Origin of the sequence: Rossellomorea aquimaris TF-12 (assembly GCF_001648555.1) — a bacterium.
Taxonomy (GTDB): domain Bacteria; phylum Bacillota; class Bacilli; order Bacillales; family Bacillaceae_B; genus Rossellomorea; species Rossellomorea aquimaris.
In genome coordinates, this window is record NZ_LQXM01000027.1 from 100866 (window position 1) to 118227 (window position 17362).

General features: G+C 39.2%; 19 protein-coding genes and 1 other annotated feature. Of the genes, 2 read left to right on the plus strand and 17 right to left on the minus strand.

Going from position 1 to position 17362, the window contains the following annotated elements; all coding sequences use genetic code 11:
- Nucleotide 1: 1 nt before the first annotated feature.
- The 4 genes from safA to nadB all read right to left on the minus strand — a co-directional run bounded on the left by safA (nt 2) and on the right by nadB (nt 5538).
- A complete protein-coding gene (gene safA, locus IQI_RS09935; RefSeq protein WP_064092489.1) occupies nt 2-1528 on the minus strand; it encodes a SafA/ExsA family spore coat assembly protein in 1527 nt (508 codons plus the stop codon).
- Between the two features lie 493 nt (nt 1529-2021).
- A complete protein-coding gene (nadA, locus tag IQI_RS09940; RefSeq protein ID WP_064092490.1) occupies nt 2022-3128 on the minus strand; it encodes a quinolinate synthase NadA in 1107 nt (368 codons plus the stop codon).
- A gap of 21 nt (nt 3129-3149) precedes the next feature.
- Nucleotides 3150-3983, minus strand: coding sequence for a carboxylating nicotinate-nucleotide diphosphorylase (gene nadC / locus IQI_RS09945; RefSeq protein ID WP_064092491.1), 834 nt, complete (start codon nt 3981-3983; stop codon nt 3150-3152).
- The gene (gene nadB / locus IQI_RS09950; RefSeq protein WP_064092492.1) at nt 3952-5538 is read right to left on the minus strand and encodes an L-aspartate oxidase; all 1587 of its coding nucleotides are present in this window, start codon (nt 5536-5538) and stop codon (nt 3952-3954) included. Before nadB ends, nadC begins: the two co-directional genes overlap by 32 nt.
- Before the next feature lie 123 nt (nt 5539-5661).
- On the opposite strand from nadB, the gene IQI_RS09955 reads away from it, so the two are divergent.
- Nucleotides 5662-6801: an IscS subfamily cysteine desulfurase gene (locus IQI_RS09955; RefSeq protein WP_064092493.1), complete on the plus strand. Its 1140-nt coding sequence runs from the start codon at nt 5662-5664 to the stop codon at nt 6799-6801.
- A 53-nt stretch (nt 6802-6854) separates the two neighbouring features.
- A complete protein-coding gene (locus tag IQI_RS09960) occupies nt 6855-7397 on the plus strand; it encodes a transcription repressor NadR (RefSeq protein WP_064092494.1) in 543 nt (180 codons plus the stop codon).
- Between the two features lie 44 nt (nt 7398-7441).
- Here IQI_RS09960 and pheA read toward each other — a convergent pair whose 3' ends face one another.
- The 13 genes from pheA to minC all read right to left on the minus strand — a co-directional run bounded on the left by pheA (nt 7442) and on the right by minC (nt 17285).
- Nucleotides 7442-8293 carry a prephenate dehydratase gene (gene pheA, locus IQI_RS09965; RefSeq protein WP_064092495.1) on the minus strand — a complete coding sequence of 284 codons (852 nt, stop codon included), beginning with the start codon at nt 8291-8293 and terminating at the stop codon, nt 7442-7444.
- Nucleotides 8294-8684: 391 nt separating this feature from the next.
- On the minus strand, nt 8685-9140 hold the full coding sequence (locus IQI_RS09970; RefSeq protein WP_064092496.1) for an ACT domain-containing protein: 456 nt from the start codon (nt 9138-9140) through the stop codon (nt 8685-8687).
- A gap of 27 nt (nt 9141-9167) precedes the next feature.
- Nucleotides 9168-10454, minus strand: coding sequence for a GTPase ObgE (obgE, locus tag IQI_RS09975; RefSeq protein WP_064092497.1), 1287 nt, complete (start codon nt 10452-10454; stop codon nt 9168-9170).
- Nucleotides 10455-10515: 61 nt separating this feature from the next.
- Nucleotides 10516-10920: a Spo0B C-terminal domain-containing protein gene (locus IQI_RS09980; protein WP_082892656.1), complete on the minus strand. Its 405-nt coding sequence runs from the start codon at nt 10918-10920 to the stop codon at nt 10516-10518.
- 21 nt (nt 10921-10941) lie between these two features.
- On the minus strand, nt 10942-11049 hold the full coding sequence (locus IQI_RS20290) for a Spo0B domain-containing protein (protein ID WP_082892657.1): 108 nt from the start codon (nt 11047-11049) through the stop codon (nt 10942-10944).
- 206 nt (nt 11050-11255) lie between these two features.
- Nucleotides 11256-11546: a 50S ribosomal protein L27 gene (rpmA, locus tag IQI_RS09985; RefSeq protein ID WP_044339518.1), complete on the minus strand. Its 291-nt coding sequence runs from the start codon at nt 11544-11546 to the stop codon at nt 11256-11258.
- Between the two features lie 13 nt (nt 11547-11559).
- Nucleotides 11560-11895: a ribosomal-processing cysteine protease Prp gene (locus tag IQI_RS09990; RefSeq protein ID WP_064092498.1), complete on the minus strand. Its 336-nt coding sequence runs from the start codon at nt 11893-11895 to the stop codon at nt 11560-11562.
- Between the two features lie 12 nt (nt 11896-11907).
- Complete coding sequence (gene rplU, locus IQI_RS09995) at nt 11908-12216, minus strand: 50S ribosomal protein L21 (RefSeq protein WP_064092499.1); 309 nt, start codon at nt 12214-12216, stop codon at nt 11908-11910.
- 12 nt (nt 12217-12228) lie between these two features.
- Nucleotides 12229-12307 (minus strand) — a sequence feature (ribosomal protein L21 leader region).
- Between the two features lie 67 nt (nt 12308-12374).
- Nucleotides 12375-13820 (minus strand): Rne/Rng family ribonuclease, encoded by a 1446-nt coding sequence (locus IQI_RS10000; protein WP_197489735.1) that lies wholly within the window; start codon nt 13818-13820, stop codon nt 12375-12377.
- 117 nt (nt 13821-13937) lie between these two features.
- Entirely contained in the window at nt 13938-14804 is an 867-nt protein-coding gene (locus IQI_RS10005; RefSeq protein ID WP_064092500.1) for a M50 family metallopeptidase, read from the minus strand.
- Nucleotides 14797-15576, minus strand: a complete 780-nt coding sequence (locus tag IQI_RS10010; protein ID WP_064092501.1) for a M23 family metallopeptidase — start codon at nt 15574-15576, stop codon at nt 14797-14799. The genes IQI_RS10005 and IQI_RS10010 overlap by 8 nt, the downstream gene beginning before the upstream one ends.
- Nucleotides 15577-15799: 223 nt before the next feature.
- Nucleotides 15800-16603 (minus strand): septum site-determining protein MinD, encoded by an 804-nt coding sequence (minD, locus tag IQI_RS10015; protein WP_064092502.1) that lies wholly within the window; start codon nt 16601-16603, stop codon nt 15800-15802.
- 1 nt (nt 16604) lies between these two features.
- Nucleotides 16605-17285, minus strand: coding sequence for a septum site-determining protein MinC (gene minC, locus IQI_RS10020; protein WP_064092503.1), 681 nt, complete (start codon nt 17283-17285; stop codon nt 16605-16607).
- Between the last annotated feature and the right edge of the window lie 77 nt (nt 17286-17362).

The following is a 17362-nucleotide window of genomic DNA, read 5'->3' on the forward strand; positions in this document are numbered from 1 at the left end:
ATTATCCCTCAAAGTCATCATCATGGATGTTCGGCATTGAAAATGCTCTTGGTCCATACATGCCTTGACCTTGTGGTCCCATCGGCATTCCTTGACCCATCTGCATTCCATAACCTTGAGGTCCCATTGGCATTCCTTGGCCCATCATTCCTGGTCCTCCGTAGCCATAAGGTTGCTGCATTCCTTGAGGCATTTGTTGTGGCATCATATGATGTTGCATCATCGGACCGTATCCTTGTGGTCCCCCACATCCACAATCTCCTTGATCACTCGCACCCATTACTCCTGAAGGCTGACCCATAGGCATTTGTGCACCCATGACTCCTGTCGGTTGTTGCCCCATTGGCATCTGTGCTCCCATGACTCCTGACGGCTGCCCCATTGGCATTTGATACCCCGGCATAAAGGATGAAGGTGACTCTTCAGTCATTGCACCTTGGACTTGACCTTGTGGACCCATTCCATATCCACCAGGCATCCCACCTCCAAATCCTGGACCTGGCATAACCGGGGACACAGGGTAACAGTATTGGTTGAATGGCATTTGTCCCGGCATTTGTCCTGGCATTTGTCCTGGCATTTGTCCTGGCATTTGCACCGAAGGATAATCGTTTTCATCTGAGACACCCATGACTCCTGTCGGTTGCCCCATTGGTTGTTGCATTGGCATTTGCATTGGCATTTGCCCTTGCATTTGAGGCATATATGGCATTACGGATGAAGACTCTTCCTCATACCCCATCTGTGGCATCATAGGCATTTGTTGCATTCCTGGCATTGTAGATGCTCCTTGAACTTGGCCTTGAGGCCCCATTGGCATTCCTTGACCCATTGGCATTCCGTAGCCTCCTGGTTGCATTCCGCCTCCATATGGAGCTCCATAGCCTGGTCCTGGCATTACTGGTGAAACAGGTACGCAGTTATTTGGGTTTAAATACATAGGCTGATTGTATCCTCCTTGTGGTTGTGTTGGCATTTGTAAGCTTTCTTCCTCATCTTGAACACCTTTAACAACATCTTGTTTTGGTTTTTCTTTCTTTTGTTCTTTTGCTTTTGGGAGAACATTAGTAGGTTTAGGCGGCATTTGTGGTTGTGGTTTAGGCTTTGGCTTCATTTGTTGTTTAGGCTGTTGAACTTGCATATTCGCCATGTTCATCATGTAGTAATTATTAATATCGATTTCTGGTACAACTGGCTGCGGCATTTTGGGAGTAAATGGTTTTTGGACTTCTTTCGGCTTTTCTTGCTTCGGCTTTTCAGCCACTGGCATGGTAACGGGCTTTTGCTCTTTAAAAGGATGCTCTGCTTTTGGCATCTCTTTCTTTGGCATCTCCTTTGATCCATAATTGATTTGTGTCTCTTTTTTTACGGATCCTCCCGTTGTTGGTACTTTAATTTTCATACCCGGCATGATCATATCAGGGTTTGAAAGCTGGGCATTCATCTGTTTTAACTCTTCGAAATTCACACCATATTTTTTGGCGATTTTCCAAAGAGTGTCCCCTTTTTGAACAATATGGATTTTCACTATTTTTCCCTCCTCAGGCATAAGTCTATATATCCTATGACAAGATAGGCAAATTGCTAATCATCTACATAAAAACTTATGAAAAGGTTAAATAAAATATACCGAAAAGAAAAGCGGCAGGGAGGAGACAAGCTATTTTGTTTCTTAGGAATTGAGTAAATTGGAAAAGTGAAAATAAACGGTGATTGTTGATGATAAAATAATGTAGTTGATCATAAATTTGCGATGATTTATTAAGTTGAAAATATAATCGCGAAAGTTGAAAATAAACTTCGAAAAGTTAAAAATAAATTCAAGAAAATTGAAAATAAACGTTTACACAGACCGATTTGTAGTCAAAATCTCCTCTTTTCAATGGATATTTACATCTCGCATTCTCTATTCTATAAAAACTCCCTCTAAAAACTGCTTAAAATGTGTGAAACCGGACTTTTTTCAACAAAAAATAACTTCGATTCATGAGAAGCTATGCTTATCATGAATCGAAGTTCATCTACACTCGTTCTAACATCCGTTCTAATGCGAAAATAGCATTGGTTGAGACTTCGTCATTCACTTTAATAATATTTTCCACTTTTCCGTTAACGATATTTTCTAATGACCACAGTAAGTGAGGCAGGTCGATACGATTCATGGTTAAACACGGACACATATATGGATTCAATGAAATGATTTTCTTATCAGGATGCTGCTGGATAAGTCTTTTCACCAGATTCATTTCTGTTCCGATTGCCCACGATGAACCACTCGGAGCATTTTCGATGGTTTCAATGATGAATTTGGTGCTTCCGTTCAAATCAGATTTCTCCACCACTTCACGACGACATTCTGGATGGACGATGATCTTCATATCAGGATGTTCGTTTCTTACTTGTTTTACATTTTCTACGGTGAAATTTTCGTGAACTGAACAGTGGCCCTTCCAAAGAATGACTTTTATCTTTTGGATATCCCCATCAAAGACAAGCTCATTTCTTATTGGGTCCCATATGGCCATTTCATTTAAAGGAATACCAAGATCCGCTGCGGTATTTCTCCCTAAATGTTGATCCGGTAAGAATAATATTCTTTCTTTCTCTCCAAGTGCCCATTTCACCATTTTATGTGCGTTGGAAGACGTGACCGTCGCTCCACCATTTTTTCCTACAAAGCTTTTAATGGCTGCAGTTGAATTGACATACGTTAGAGGAATGATACTATCTCCAAACAACTCCATTAACTTATCCCATGCATTTTCTGTTTGATAAATATCGGCCATGTCCGCCATGGAGCATCCTGCTCTCATATCAGGTAAAATGACGACTTGATTATCATCGGTTAAGATATCAGCAGTCTCCGCCATAAAGTGAACTCCGCAAAATACAATGTGTTCGGCCTCTTTGTTCTGAGCAGAAATTTGTGCAAGTTGGAGGGAATCTCCAACGGCATCTGCGAATTGAATAACTTCATCTTTTTGATAATGATGTCCAGGAATAAAAAGTTTTTTCCCTAATTGATTCTTTATTTCTTTTACTCTATTTTCCATTTCAACCACTGATAGAGATGTAATGGATTCCGGTATCATTCCCGTATCCTTTGTTAATTCTTCAAGTAACCCCATTCTTTCTTACCCCTTTCAAACCTACATTAGTACTCTTGCGCTTATATCGAGAGCTTTAACTGAATGTGTTAAATAGCCTAAAGAAATGTATTGAACACCCGTATTGGCATAATCAAGAAGGCTTTCCTTTGTAATCCCTCCTGATGCCTCTGTTACGATATGGGGTGGCACTAACTTAATCCACTCATTTATATCTCCAGGAGAACAATTATCGAACATAATGATATCTGCTCCACTTTCAATAGCATCTTCTAATTGTTTCTTTGATTCTATTTCAACTTCCACTTTTACCGTATGTCCAACGGAGCCCTTCACCTGATGGACAGCATTTAGGATGGAGCCTGCAAAGGAAATATGATTATCTTTTAACATCACAGCATCATATAAACCATTTCTGTGATTGTATCCCCCACCAGTCCTTACTGCATATTTTTCAAGCATCCTTAAGCCAGGAGTCGTTTTCCTTGTATCACAAATCCTCACTCCTGTTTCTGACACTTCTGATACGGCTTTATTTGTTTCTGTCGCAATCCCGCTCATCCGTTGAATAAGATTTAATACAACCCTTTCAGCTTGCAAAAGATCTCGAACGGGTCCGACTACTTTTGCAAGTAATTGTCCTTCTTCTACTTTTTCTCCATCCTCTACTAATACTTCAACCTCAACGGATTGGTTAAGTAAAGGGAAGGCTATTTCAATCACATCTTTCCCACAAAATATCCCTTTCTCTTTTACCATCAAATAAAAAATACCTTTGTCTTTTGAAGAAAAGAGAACCTCTGAAGAAAGATCTCCGTCTCCAAGGTCTTCGTTATAAAATTGTTCAAGCATAGACTTTAGTTTCATTTTGTTCATGAAATTTCACCCTCAATTGGTTTTCTTGTTTCTGAAGAATTATTTTTCTTTTTAACCATATTTCATTATTCTCTTCAGGAAAATCAGATCGAATATGTCCACCCCTGCTTTCAGTTCGTAAAAGAGCTGATTGAGTAATGAGCATGCTAACGATCCACATGAAATAGATTTTAATCTGTTCTGGTGAAGCAGAATCTATATTTTCATTCAAAGTGAAGGGATGGCTTTTTAGCCAATTCAAGTGAGTATTTAATTCATCCTCGAATCGAATGATTCCTACACTTTTCATCATACGTTCCTTTAATTCATGAGGTTGAAAACCCATATGCGTTATGGGTTTTCGATTCTTTTGTTCTACATGCATTAGATGGTGATTTGAACAATTCTCACCTTGTTCAATTAAATAGTTTCCTAGGCGCACACCATACACTAAGCCCTCTAATAGAGAGTTACTCGCCAGGCGATTAGCTCCGTGAACTCCGCTGCATGCTACCTCTCCGATTGCATACAGTCCAGGTACATTGGTTCTTCCTACGTCGTCGGTTAATATACCACCCATCATAAAATGACACCCTGGTGATACAGGGATTTTTCCTTTTTCAATCGAAATCTTTTGCTCTGAGAAAAGAGTACTAATGGAAGGGAATTTTACTTGGAAGTTTTTTATCTTACTAATATCTAAAAATACTTCTCTACCAGCTAATCGCTGTTGATAGATTCTTTCAGCCACAATATGACGGGGGGCTAACTCAAGTAAAGGATCAACGTTTTCCATAATCCTTTCTCCCCTGTCATTTATAAGTGTAGCCCCTTCCCCACGAACAGCTTCTGATATGAGACCGTGAGTTTTTCCGTTCATCCAAAGAAGAGTAGGATGGAATTGTATGAATTCCATATCAGCCAGCTTTGCACCAGCGAGAAAGGCAAGTGCCATACCATCCCCCGACACAGAAGGATGATTGGAAGTAGAAGAATAAAGTCCGCCAATCCCTTCCGTAGCAAGGACAACATGGGAAGCATAATACGTTCTTATTGTTCCTTCTTCATTCTTTGTTTTCACTCCGCAACATGTTCCTTTATTGTCTTTCATTAGTTCACATACCATTTCTTCTTCTATAAAATCAACTTCATTTGTAAGGGTCCCTAATAAATAATTCACTAAAAATTTTCCTGTTTGGTCTCCTCCACTATGCAAAATCCGATTAGCACTATGTGCACCTTCCATGCCGAGGGAGAGATTTCCATCACCATCTTTATCAAAAGGAGCGCCTTCTTTAACTAATGCTTCAATGACTCTCTTTCCATCGTTAATTAATCGATTCACAAGGTCTTCAGCTTGATGATACCGTCCTGCTGCTAATGTATCGAGATAATGGTCTTCAATACGATCATTTTTTCCGATGGGTGCTGCAATTCCTCCTTGAGCTAAATAGGAATTGCTACTCGTTATTTTATTCTTTGTGATAATCCTCACATAAAATTGATCTTGAATCTGTCTTGCAAGCTGTAACGCTGCAATGCCACTTCCTATAATTAAAATATTGGGTTTTTTCATAAAAAATCCTCCTGTTTATTTACAGGTGTCTTGACACATATATTTACACATATTTAAACTAATGACAAGAGTTTTTTACTTATGAGATGTTTTCAGAATTTTCTTTTGAAGGAAGGTAATGGGATGAGTTATTTTGATTATGCTGCTACTACGCCTATTGATCATGATAGTTTAGAAGTTTTTACAAAGGTCAGCAAGGAATTCTGGGGGAACCCAAGCAGTCTTCACGAAATTGGCGGAAAATCAGAGGGGCTGCTTCAAAGATGTAGAGAAACACTTGCGGACATTCTCCATGTTCCTTCTAAAGGAATTTATTTTACATCAGGAGGAACGGAAGGAAATCATTTGGCCCTGTTAACCTTAGGGTTGAGTAGACAAGATAAAGGAAAGCATATCATACTCAGTAGTGGTGAACACTCTTCACTCCACTCCTCAGCTCTTTTTTTAGAGAAGCTTGGGTTTACCATTACGAGAATCCCTCTCACCTCACAGGGGTTAGTTGATGTCCCCAAACTGAAAGAAGCGATTACAAATGAAACGACGATTGTTTCCATCGGGCATATCAACGGTGAAATTGGAAGTATTCAACCTTTAAAGCAAATAAAAGCATTACTTGATGGTTCCTGCATTCTTTTACACAGTGATATGGTCCAATCCTTCGGTAAGCTTCCCTTGGAAGATGTGACCTCTATTGTAGATAGCTTTACGGTATCCTCTCATAAAATTTATGGACCAAAAGGGGTTGGAGCAGTCTACATCAATCCTTCCTTGGATGTTTATCCTTATCTCCCTGAACAAACCCATGAAGGAGGATATAGAGGGGGCACCGTTAATGTTCCAGGAATTGCAGGCTTTGTAACAGCAGCAAGCAAGTTCAATGCTCATACCTTTGATCATTACAAAGGTCTTCGCCAACACTTTTTCAGTTGTTTAGATGAGCACTTGCCTGGAAAATATACCTGTTACGAAGCTCCCGAAGATGCTCAGCTTCCTCACCTCATCGGTCTAAGCATACATGGATTGGAAGGACAATGGCTCATGCTTGAATGCAATCGAAGTGGATTCAGTATTTCAACTGGAAGTGCATGTCAGGTGGGGAAGCAGGGCTTGTCCAGGACCCTAACCAGCATGGGCGTGAGCAGTCGTGAAAGCAAAGAATTTATTCGTATTTCTTTTGGAAAAGAAACAACAGAAAAACAAGTGGAAGACCTTGTCATTACATTGTCTACCATCCACACGAATACACTATCTTCCTTAACTTAAAGATAGAGTTGTGGTATGATTTGCTATATCATTTCGGTACGGAGGAGATTTTTTTGACAGGAAAAAAGATACTTGGGGAAGAAAGAAGACAATTAATTCTCGACAAGCTGATCACTGAGAAGGCTCCTATTACTGGAGGAGATCTGGCTAGGCTGACAAATGTAAGTCGTCAAGTGATTGTTAGTGATATTACCTTACTTAAAGCAAAGGGTGAACCCATCATCGCTACGAGTCAAGGGTATTTATATATGCCAAATACTCATCAAGATACATTAATCGAACGTGTCATAGCGTGTCAGCATGCTCCTGAAAAATCTGAAGAAGAGTTATTATTACTTGTAGATTATGGAGTCACCGTCAAGGATGTAAAGATTGAACATGGAGTCTATGGTGATTTGACTGCGTCCATCATGGTTTCTAATCGTAAAGAAGTCGAGCAATTCATGAAGAAAATCAAAGATACAAAGGCTTCATTTTTATCCGAACTAACAGATGGTATCCACCTTCACACCATTATGGCTCAGGATGAAAAGACCTTGATGACCGCTGAACAAGCACTAAAAAAAGCAGGATTCCTTATTGAATCTTATCAATAAAGAATAAAAACCAGAATCCAACTCTCTTGGGTTCTGGTTTTTATTTATTCATCTAAGAGAAAGGACGGATAAGTTCCTACCATCTTTACTTTACACCCTAAGGCTTCCATTTCATTAATAGCCCCAGGCAATAATATTTCATCCATTCCATGAGCAACATCTATTAAGAAAAAGTATTCACCAAGCCCCGTCTTTAAAGGTCTGGATTCTATTTTACTTAAGTTTAGTTGTCTCCATGCAAAAGTTGATAAAACTTGATGAAGTGCTCCTGAACGATCCTTTGGAAGGGTGACCATAAGAGTCGTTTTCTCAGTGTTTTTTTTATGAGATAGAGAGACCTGCCCACCATTTTTGTGCAATACGATAAAGCGAGTATGATTATAGGCAAAGTCATGGATATTTTCTTCTACTATCGTTAGCCCATATTTTGCTGCTGACAATTCATTTCCTATGGCAGCTAATTTTTTTTCAGGATTTTCACTGACATACTTGGCTGCTGCTGCTGTAGAAGTCGTTTGTTCTAAAGAAACCCCTCGATACTTCCCGTGTAAAAACTTATGACACTGAGCTAGTGCATGGGAATGAGAAAGAATTTTTTCAATGGAAGATCCCCCTTTACTCCACTCAGGGTGTACCATCATATGTTGTTGGATAGCTGATGTTAATTCAGCAACAATCGATAAATTGACTTCATGAAATAAATAATCAACGGTAATATGTACAGACCCTTCTAATGCATTTTCTAAAGGGACGACTGCATAATCCACTTCATTCTCAATCACAGCTTCTATACAATCGGGTATCGTAACATATGGAACAGATTGATGATGAGGAAATGCCTTCTTAACAGCTAAATCTGTAAAGGAAGCCTCGGGTCCTAAATAAGCAATTTTCACTCTACTCTTCCTTTCAAGAAATTTAAAGAATATTCTATCATGAATGCATAATACCTGTACACAAATTTATTTTAAATCTGTTTTATAAAGAATGTTGTTATTTGAGGTGAGAAAGTTGTTGATTTCCGCTTCAGGATGCTCGTTTCCGCGGGGCGTGAGATGAGCATCCTCTGGTTTTGCCCTGCGTGGTCTCACTGTCTAGCTATGGGGCTATGGGGCTATGGGGCTTAGGGACTCGAGGGTATAAGTCAATTCTGCTAAAAAGGCAAAATGCGCCTTATACTTGAAGCCCTGATCAAAGTCCCTCTCCATTTCCCGATCTATCTAACACTTACTAATTCACAAAGCCAGTGACAACAGCAATCTTTGCGAATAAAACAAAAAAGAAGTGTTAGGCTCCTGAGCCTAACACCTCTACTTTCTCAACGAATTCTAATCGTCTTAGTTTAGACAATAATTCTTCTAAACCTATTGTAAGATCCGTTACATTTAGTGATAATGTCACGTTTGCTCTTCCTTGTAATGGAATCGTTTGGTGAATCGTTAGAATATTACATCCATGATTAGCAGCTTCACTTAATAGATGTGACAAAGTCCCTGAACGATCTTCTAAATGAAAGAAAAGAGTAATGATTCTTTCTTTTACAACAGTATGAAAGGGAAAGACTGTATCACGATATTTGTAGAAGGCACTTCGACTTAAATCGACCTTGTGTACCGCCTCCCATACAGAGTCAGCTTTTCCTCTTTCAATCAATTCTTTTGCATCTAGGGTCTTTTTCATAGCTTCAGGTAATACGTCTTCTCGTACTAAATAAAATTTACCTTCTTGAAATTTTTTCTTCAAACGACTAATCCTCCAATACGACTATGATCAATCCACGAATTCAAATTCATATTTTAATAAGCGTATTGTGTCGCCATTTTTAGCTCCACGCTCACGAAGTGCTTCATCAACTCCATAAGAACGAAGCTGTCTCGCGAAACGTCTTGTTGAGTCTTCACGAGTGAAGTCTGTCATCTTGAATAATCGTTCTATCTTCGCTCCACCCACAACAAACGTACCATCTGGGTCACGTGTAATTTCGTATTCTTTTTCTTCTTCTTCATGCTTATACATCACGCGATGGATACCAGTTTCTTCTTCTTCATGAATAGGGAATTCAGAAGTCGTTTCTACTTTATCCGCTACTGCATAAAGCAACTCGCTTAACCCTTGTCGAGTCACAGCTGAGATAGGGAATACAGGATAATCTTCCGTTAGTTTTTCTTTGAAAGCCTCTAAATTCTCTTCTGCTCCAGGCATATCCATTTTATTGGCTACAATAATTTGAGGACGTTCAGTTAAACGCAGATTATATTGTTTGAGCTCTTCATTGATGGTTAGATAATCCTCGTAAGGATCTCTTCCTTCCATTCCACTCATATCAATAACATGTACAATGACACGCGTTCTCTCAATATGGCGTAAGAATTGATGACCTAGCCCAACACCTTCATGAGCACCTTCAATTAATCCAGGTAAATCTGCCATGACAAAGCTTCTTCCATCTCCTGTTTCAACCATTCCTAAATTTGGAACAATTGTAGTGAAATGATATGAAGCGATTTTAGGCTTAGCCGCTGAAACGACGGAGAGTAGAGTAGACTTCCCTACGCTGGGAAAACCTACTAATCCTACATCTGCAAGAAGCTTTAGCTCCATGATGATGTAACGTTCCTGAGCCGGTTCACCTTTTTCTGAAAGTTCAGGAGCAGGATTGGCAGGAGTCGCGAAACGAGTATTTCCTCGTCCACCTCGTCCACCTTTTGTAATAACCGCACGTTGACCGTGTTCGACTAGATCGGCAATGGTTTCACCTGTATCATCATCCTTTACAACCGTTCCAGGTGGAACCTTTACGACCATATCTTCAGCATTACGACCATGCTGATTTTTACTCATTCCATGTTCCCCGCGGGGAGCTTTAAAGTGGCGTTGATATCGGAAATCCATTAAGGTTCTTAACCCTTCGTCCACTTCAAATATTACGTCAGCGCCATTCCCGCCATCTCCACCGGCAGGACCACCTTTAGGTACATATTTTTCTCGACGGAAGGCAACCATACCGTTTCCGCCGTCACCGCCCTTTGTATAAACCTTGACCTGATCTATAAACATACTTTCACTCCTAACTTGTCCATGCTTACTTGTTGATTAAGTAGTGAGCAACTTTACACGGTTAATCGACAATTACGTGGATAACAAGAACTTCTTCGTCTAGTTGTTCTATTTCTATATTTTGCCCATTCATTTTTTGATCTTCAAGCCACTCTTCCACTTCTCTTTTATTCTTTAGTATACCAGTGAAATCAAATATAAAACGGGATTGTTCGTCCGATACATTAATTATTAACGAAAGCTGATTTTCTACATTGTTCATTACATTGATTTCAAGAATATCAAGAAAAGTCTTGCTCCAATTTAACAACATTTGATCATCTAGAGAATGGGAAGACTCGAATTGAAGAACTTCAAACTCCAATTTAATCAAACGTCTGGACCAATTATATGTTAAAACCCACTCTGCAAATAATGGAAGCTTTAAGTTCGATAATTTTGATTCATTTTGAGCCACAAGAACCATTTCTTCTATAACCTTTTTCGCTCAATCTAAACGATTTAAGTCCAAGTTCCCTTTTATTAACTGAAGATCATTCATCCAGTCGTGACGAGCATGTCTAAGTGCCTCGACTACACCCCAATTTTCCCTCATAGTTTAACTCCTATACTTTAATTGCTTATTTGTAAGTATATCAAAAATGAGTCTTCTGCGTATATCGTTTCTGTAAAACTCATTACGATAAAAGGGAAAAATCCTTCATATTTTACTGGAAATTCGTAACATATCTCTATTTTTGTTATGACAAAAAATAAAACTCTAACCGAAAGTCGGTTAGAGTTTTCGTTAAAGATATGCGATTAAGCTTCATTCGCAACTGGGTATACGCTCACTTTTTTCTTGTCACGACCCATGCGTTCGAAACGAACAACACCGTCGGTCTTAGCGAAAAGTGTATCGTCGCCACCACGGCCGACGTTTAGTCCTGGATAAATTTTTGTACCGCGTTGACGGTAAAGAATTGATCCACCAGTAACCATTTGACCGTCTGCACGCTTAGCACCAAGACGCTTTGAGATAGAGTCACGACCATTCTTAGTCGAACCTACTCCTTTTTTAGACGCAAAAAACTGAAGGTCTAATCTTAACATTTTGTTCCACCTCCTACTTTTTGAAGGTTATTTTAATAAAGTCACTATAGTCTCTTTCAATTGTTTGCAGGCTTATCACCATACTATTTAAAAGCAGCTGAACCTTGCTGTCTGCTTCCTGAGGTATATCATCTGGGATGATACAGCGTAGAAATCCACCATCACTTGATTGCTCAATGATTGGCTCTACCTCTGTTAAGGCCATAATGGCATTAATACTACCAAATGAAACAGCAGAAGCTCCTGCACAAACAATGTCTTGCCCATGTTCGGCAAAATCGGCATGACCGTCCATCGAGAAAGAATCAATTCTTTCATTGGAGGCCCTTTGAACGTAAACGTTAATCAATTAAATCACGCCTTACGCGTTGATTTTGTCAATGACAACTTTAGTGTAAGGTTGACGGTGACCTTGCTTACGACGGTAGTTCTTTTTAGGCTTGTACTTGAATACTACAAGCTTTTTCGCGCGGCCTTGCTTTTCAACTTTCGCTGTTACAGTAGCTCCTCCAACTAATGGACTTCCTACTTTCACATCGTCGCCACCAACGAATAGAACTTTGTCAAATGTTACCGTATCGCCTTCTCCAGCGTTTAGCTTTTCGATGTAGATTTCTTGACCAGCTTCTACACGGATTTGCTTACCACCTGTTTCGATAATTGCGTACATAATCGCACCTCCTTATAAACTCAGACTCGCCAATGACAGGTGTTGGAATGCTCCACACTTTTCTACCTGTAATGAGCGGTTGTAGCACGGGTGCTACAATCAATAACATTAGAATCCTATCATATAATTAGAGAAAATGTCAATCTAATTCCTGAAAATCATTCAATCTTTCTTATTTTATAATATGGATGTGGATGATTTTCTTCATGCAGGGTGATTTGTTTATGTAGGATTTTCTCTAGCTTCTTTAAATGTTGAGACTGTTCTCCTGCAAATATCTGCAACACGTCTTTAGTTCCATCAATGACAACTTGAGATGCATCTACTCCCTCTAACTCCCAAAGATCTCTTTCTAATTGAAAAGCCTTACTTTCTGCACTTACCACTCTTCCAGAACCATTACAGGTTGTACAAGGCTGGGTCAAATAAGTAGTTAACGGCAGGCGTGTTCTCTTTCGGGTAAGTTCAAGAATGCCAAGAGCTGTAAATCCCAGGATAGAAGTTCGTTGGCGATCTTCGACTAATGCATCGCTAAGAGCATTGATGACTTCTATTCTGTGAGCTTCTTTTTTCATATCAATGAAATCAATCATAATGATTCCGCTTAAGTTACGAAGAGTTAGCTGTTTCGCCATTTCCTTTGCTGCCAGAATATTCGTTTGTAATATCGTTTGCTCTACATCATTTTTCCCTGTGAATTTACCTGAATTGACATCTACAACGGTCATGGCTTCCGTGGATTCAATGACTAAAAATGCTCCTTTATCCAGCCAAACTACTTTTTTCATAACATTTTCCCATACAGCAGAAACCTCATAATGATGAAAAATATTTTCATTCCCTTGATAGAGGTGGAAATTCCAATGATCCTTCGTCAATTTCCCCACCATTTCTTCAAGGTGCTGAAGTGTACTTTGGTGGTCTACATACACTCTCCCACCCTCACCTTTTTTTAAGTGATCAAGAAGCTCTTCATAGAATGTTTGTTCTTCAGATAAAAGCGCAGGTGGCTTCAGTCGATTACTCAACCGTTGTAACCCTTCATATAAATTTCTTAATGCGTTCAGTTCTTCGAATAAAACATCTCTATTAACAGAGGCTGCATTGGTTCGAATGACCAGCCCCTCTTTAGATTCCTTCCACTCATGCCCTAAACCTCTAAGAACCTTCCTAATATCTTCATCAATCTTTTTAGAAACGGCAACATAATGCCCCAGAGGCATATAAACCAGATGTTCACCCCTAAACTCAATCACAGCAGATAACCGGGGGCCCTTTGTTCCAATGGCATCTTTAACGACTTGAACCATTATTTTTTGCCCTTCATGAACACATTTGCCAATCGGTATGCTTATGGATCCTGAATGATAGGCCTCGACATTTTGAGGGAAATCTTTTTCATGTAAAAATCCATTTTTTATATGACCTATATCCACAAAGGCTGCTCCAAGGCCACTTTGCACCTTTACGACCTTTCCCCAATAAATATTACCTGTTAAAGAATCATCCTGAGGCTGATATGTATATAAGCCAGTGGTTTCCCCATTCGTACGGAGGAGCCACCGTTTTTCTCTTCCTTTTGCACTAACGAAAATTTCTTCCAATGAGGACCCTCTTTTCCACACCTTCATTTTTCTACCATAGAAAAAAGGATTGACCTTTACAGTCAAACCCTTTTCCTCATTTTCATATCTTCACTTTAAACAGTCCAGCCCTTTTCGTCAATAAAGGTAGAGAAGTTCCTTTGTTTTCGCTGTAGTCTTCTTTTCTACAAAAAACGCATGTAATAATTCGTTTTCATCTAATTTGCCTACTTCCAAACCTTTTTCCCATACAACAAGGGGATGCTTAACTCCGCGCTGAAATCGCTCCACGACTTGCAAAATAGAATCCTCCCCTTGAATAGGAAGGGGTTTTAGCTGAACAAACTGATGACTCTTTCCATAATATCGTTCTAACAAAAATTTGATAAAGGTATAACGCCGCTGCTTCCAATCTGTATAGAGGGAAAAATACAGAAACGAAGCAACAATCCAAAGGTTCAGATGTAAGGGCGCTGTGAGAAACACAAGAAAATGAAGAAGGATTAAAGTTACAAACGAAAAAAGCAAGGTATATTCATAAGCCTTTAAGTAATTGAATTTTAAAGCAAACAGTAAAGATAAAAATTTTCCACCATCCAGTGGCCAAATAGGCAAAAGATTAAACAGAAAAACCATCAGATTCAAGTGAAGAAAAAGAAAGAATACATCTCCTTCAAGGATGGTTAATTGAAAAAGTATCCAACCACCTAGTACCAGCCACACATGTTGAAATGGACCAGCTGCGATGACCAAGAACTCTTCCTTTAAAGAACGGTTACCGTGCTCATCCATCTCTGCTACTCCACCAAAGGGTAAAAGAGCAATACGTTTTACTCTCCATGAAAAACTCTGCGCCATCATCCCATGACCCATCTCGTGCACTGTTATAATAACAAGTAGTAAGATCAATTCAAGGAAGTGGGCTGTCAGTATAGCAATGCCAATAACAAGCCATAGAAGGGGATGAATATAAAATTTCTTTGCTAAAGAAATGAGATTAGTCAAATGATATCACCTGTATTGGGTCAATAAAGTTATCACCCATTTTAATGGCAAAATAAAATTCACCTGAAACATCATTCTCACTACTCGTGGATACGGTTCCGACAGGTAATCCTTTTTCTACATATTCATATTGATTTACTTCGATGGAATCAAGATGACCGTACCAGGATTCAGACTGATCCTTATGTTGAATAACAACAGTATTTCCGAGCTCTTCTTTTTTTCCAGCAAAGATAATTAATCCCCCTTTCATGGCGGACACTTCTTCCCCAAATCGAGTTTGAAGCATGATCCCTTGTCCGTTTGTCTTAAAGTTCTCGACTACTTTTCCTGATACAGGCTGTGCATACTCTGTATTGGATGGTGATGGTTCTTCTGTTTTTGTTGAAGGTAACAAAGCTAAAGGCTTTCCGAATTGATCTTCATACCAGGAGGAAATAGCAGCGAATTGAAATTCCGTATCCATTGTTTTTTGCACTACTATTTTTGCATCATTAAAAACTGGAGAAGGACTTTTAAACATTATGGCTGTCACTAATACCATTATGCCTGCTCCTAAAATCTTTAGAATAAACGTTTCTTTCTTAAATAATGGGTGAATCCCTTCAGGTGGAGGACCTCCCTCAAAGCTTGAATAGCGTTCCGCTCCATAGCGCTCTTCATCACTAGGAAGAAAATAGGGAGTTGAGGTATTTCCACGTTGAGAGTTCATGTTACTCATATTTTTCCTTTTGGCTATCCGTTTTCTTATTTCATCCGCTCGATTCCCCATTCACATCATTCCTTTTTATTAAGGTATTGTCTTCATTCCTTTGATTAGCTACACGCATTCATTTTGTTGGAATTCGAGAGCCATTGTCCTTTTTCCACACTTCTTTCATTACAAAGAGGATTTGCTACAATGTATGACTTGTCCGAGAGAAATATTCATAAAGACAACAAAAAAAGGCCTGGCTGGATGCACATTTGCACCTAACCAGGCCGTCGTTCATTATTTATGCTTTGACACCGAATAGCTTTTTAATTTTCGTAAATACTCCCGATTTTTCATCTTCAAGAGATTGCAATGGTACAGATTCTCCAAGAATCCTTCTGGCAATGTTTCGATAAGAAATAGATGCTTTACTTGTGGAATCCAGAGCAATTGGCTCTCCTTTATTGGATGATTTAATGACGTTTTCATCATCAGCAACAATTCCAAGTAAGTCAATGGAAAGATGAGTGGTAATCTCATCTACGTCAAGCATTTCCCCATTTTTCATCATATGATTACGAATTCGATTAATGACTAGTTTTGGAGGTTCGATATCTTCTTTTTCTAGTAATCCAATAATTCGATCAGCATCACGGACAGCTGAAATTTCCGGGGTAGTTACAACAATTGCCCGGTCAGCCCCTGCAACTGCATTCTTATACCCTTGCTCAATTCCAGCAGGACAATCAATAATAATATAATCATAGTCTTGCTTTAAATCCAGTACCAGCTTTTTCATTTGTTCTGGCTGAACAGCTGATTTATCACTTGTTTGAGCGGCAGGCAATAGGAATAATTTCTCTTCAAAGCGTTTGTCTTTCACTAGAGCCTGATGAACTTTACAGCGTCCCTCTACTACATCTACTAAGTCGTAAATGATTCTGTTTTCTAATCCCATGACAACATCTAGGTTTCGAAGACCTATATCCGTGTCAATTAAACAAACTTTTTTCCCTTGTAGAGCTAATGCTGTACCAACATTGGCAGATGTAGTCGTCTTACCTACTCCACCTTTACCTGAAGTAACAACTATGGCTTCACCCACATTAGCTTCCTCCTTTAAGACTAGTAATATTTGGTCTAAGATGTTTTAATACTTGTAATCGATCGACGACAATTTGATCTTCATCATCAACATATGCACATTCCATTTGGTGCTCGTCCACATCGTCTACCCGGTCAGGTGCACGATTTAAGCAGCTTGCAATACGTAGCTGAGAGGGAGTCATCTTTGAAGCAACAACAACGGCTTCTCTGTTCCCAGAATGCCCTGCATGAGCGATTCCTTTCAAGGAACCTAATATGTAAATATTTCCTCCTGCTAGAACTCTTCCACCTGGATTAACATCCCCTACTATCAGAATATCACCAGTAACTTCTACAACTTGCCCTGAACGAACAACCCCTGTGAGGGTTTCTATATTTCTTTCATTTATTAATGTCTCTGCTTCATTTTTTGTCATTACGTTACTTCGAACTTCATTTACTACTAAATTACGCTTTTGTCGAACGATTTCTTTTAACTCCTCCACCTGATGATCTGTTAAGTATCGATTACCAGTTTGAATGTTGACGGTTAAAAGTGGTGTCCCTTCTGTTTTACGAGAATGGGCAGAAAGCTTATCATCTAACTCTTTTTTTAAATCTGCAAAAGAACATTGATCATTTAGATGAAGAGTAAGTCCATCCTTTGTTCCTTTTATCATTACATTGGCTTTTTTATTCATGGCGCAATTTTTCACCTCAGTCGTCTATAAATTCGACATATGGAATGTCATTTCCTCTTTTAATGGAAAAAATCACA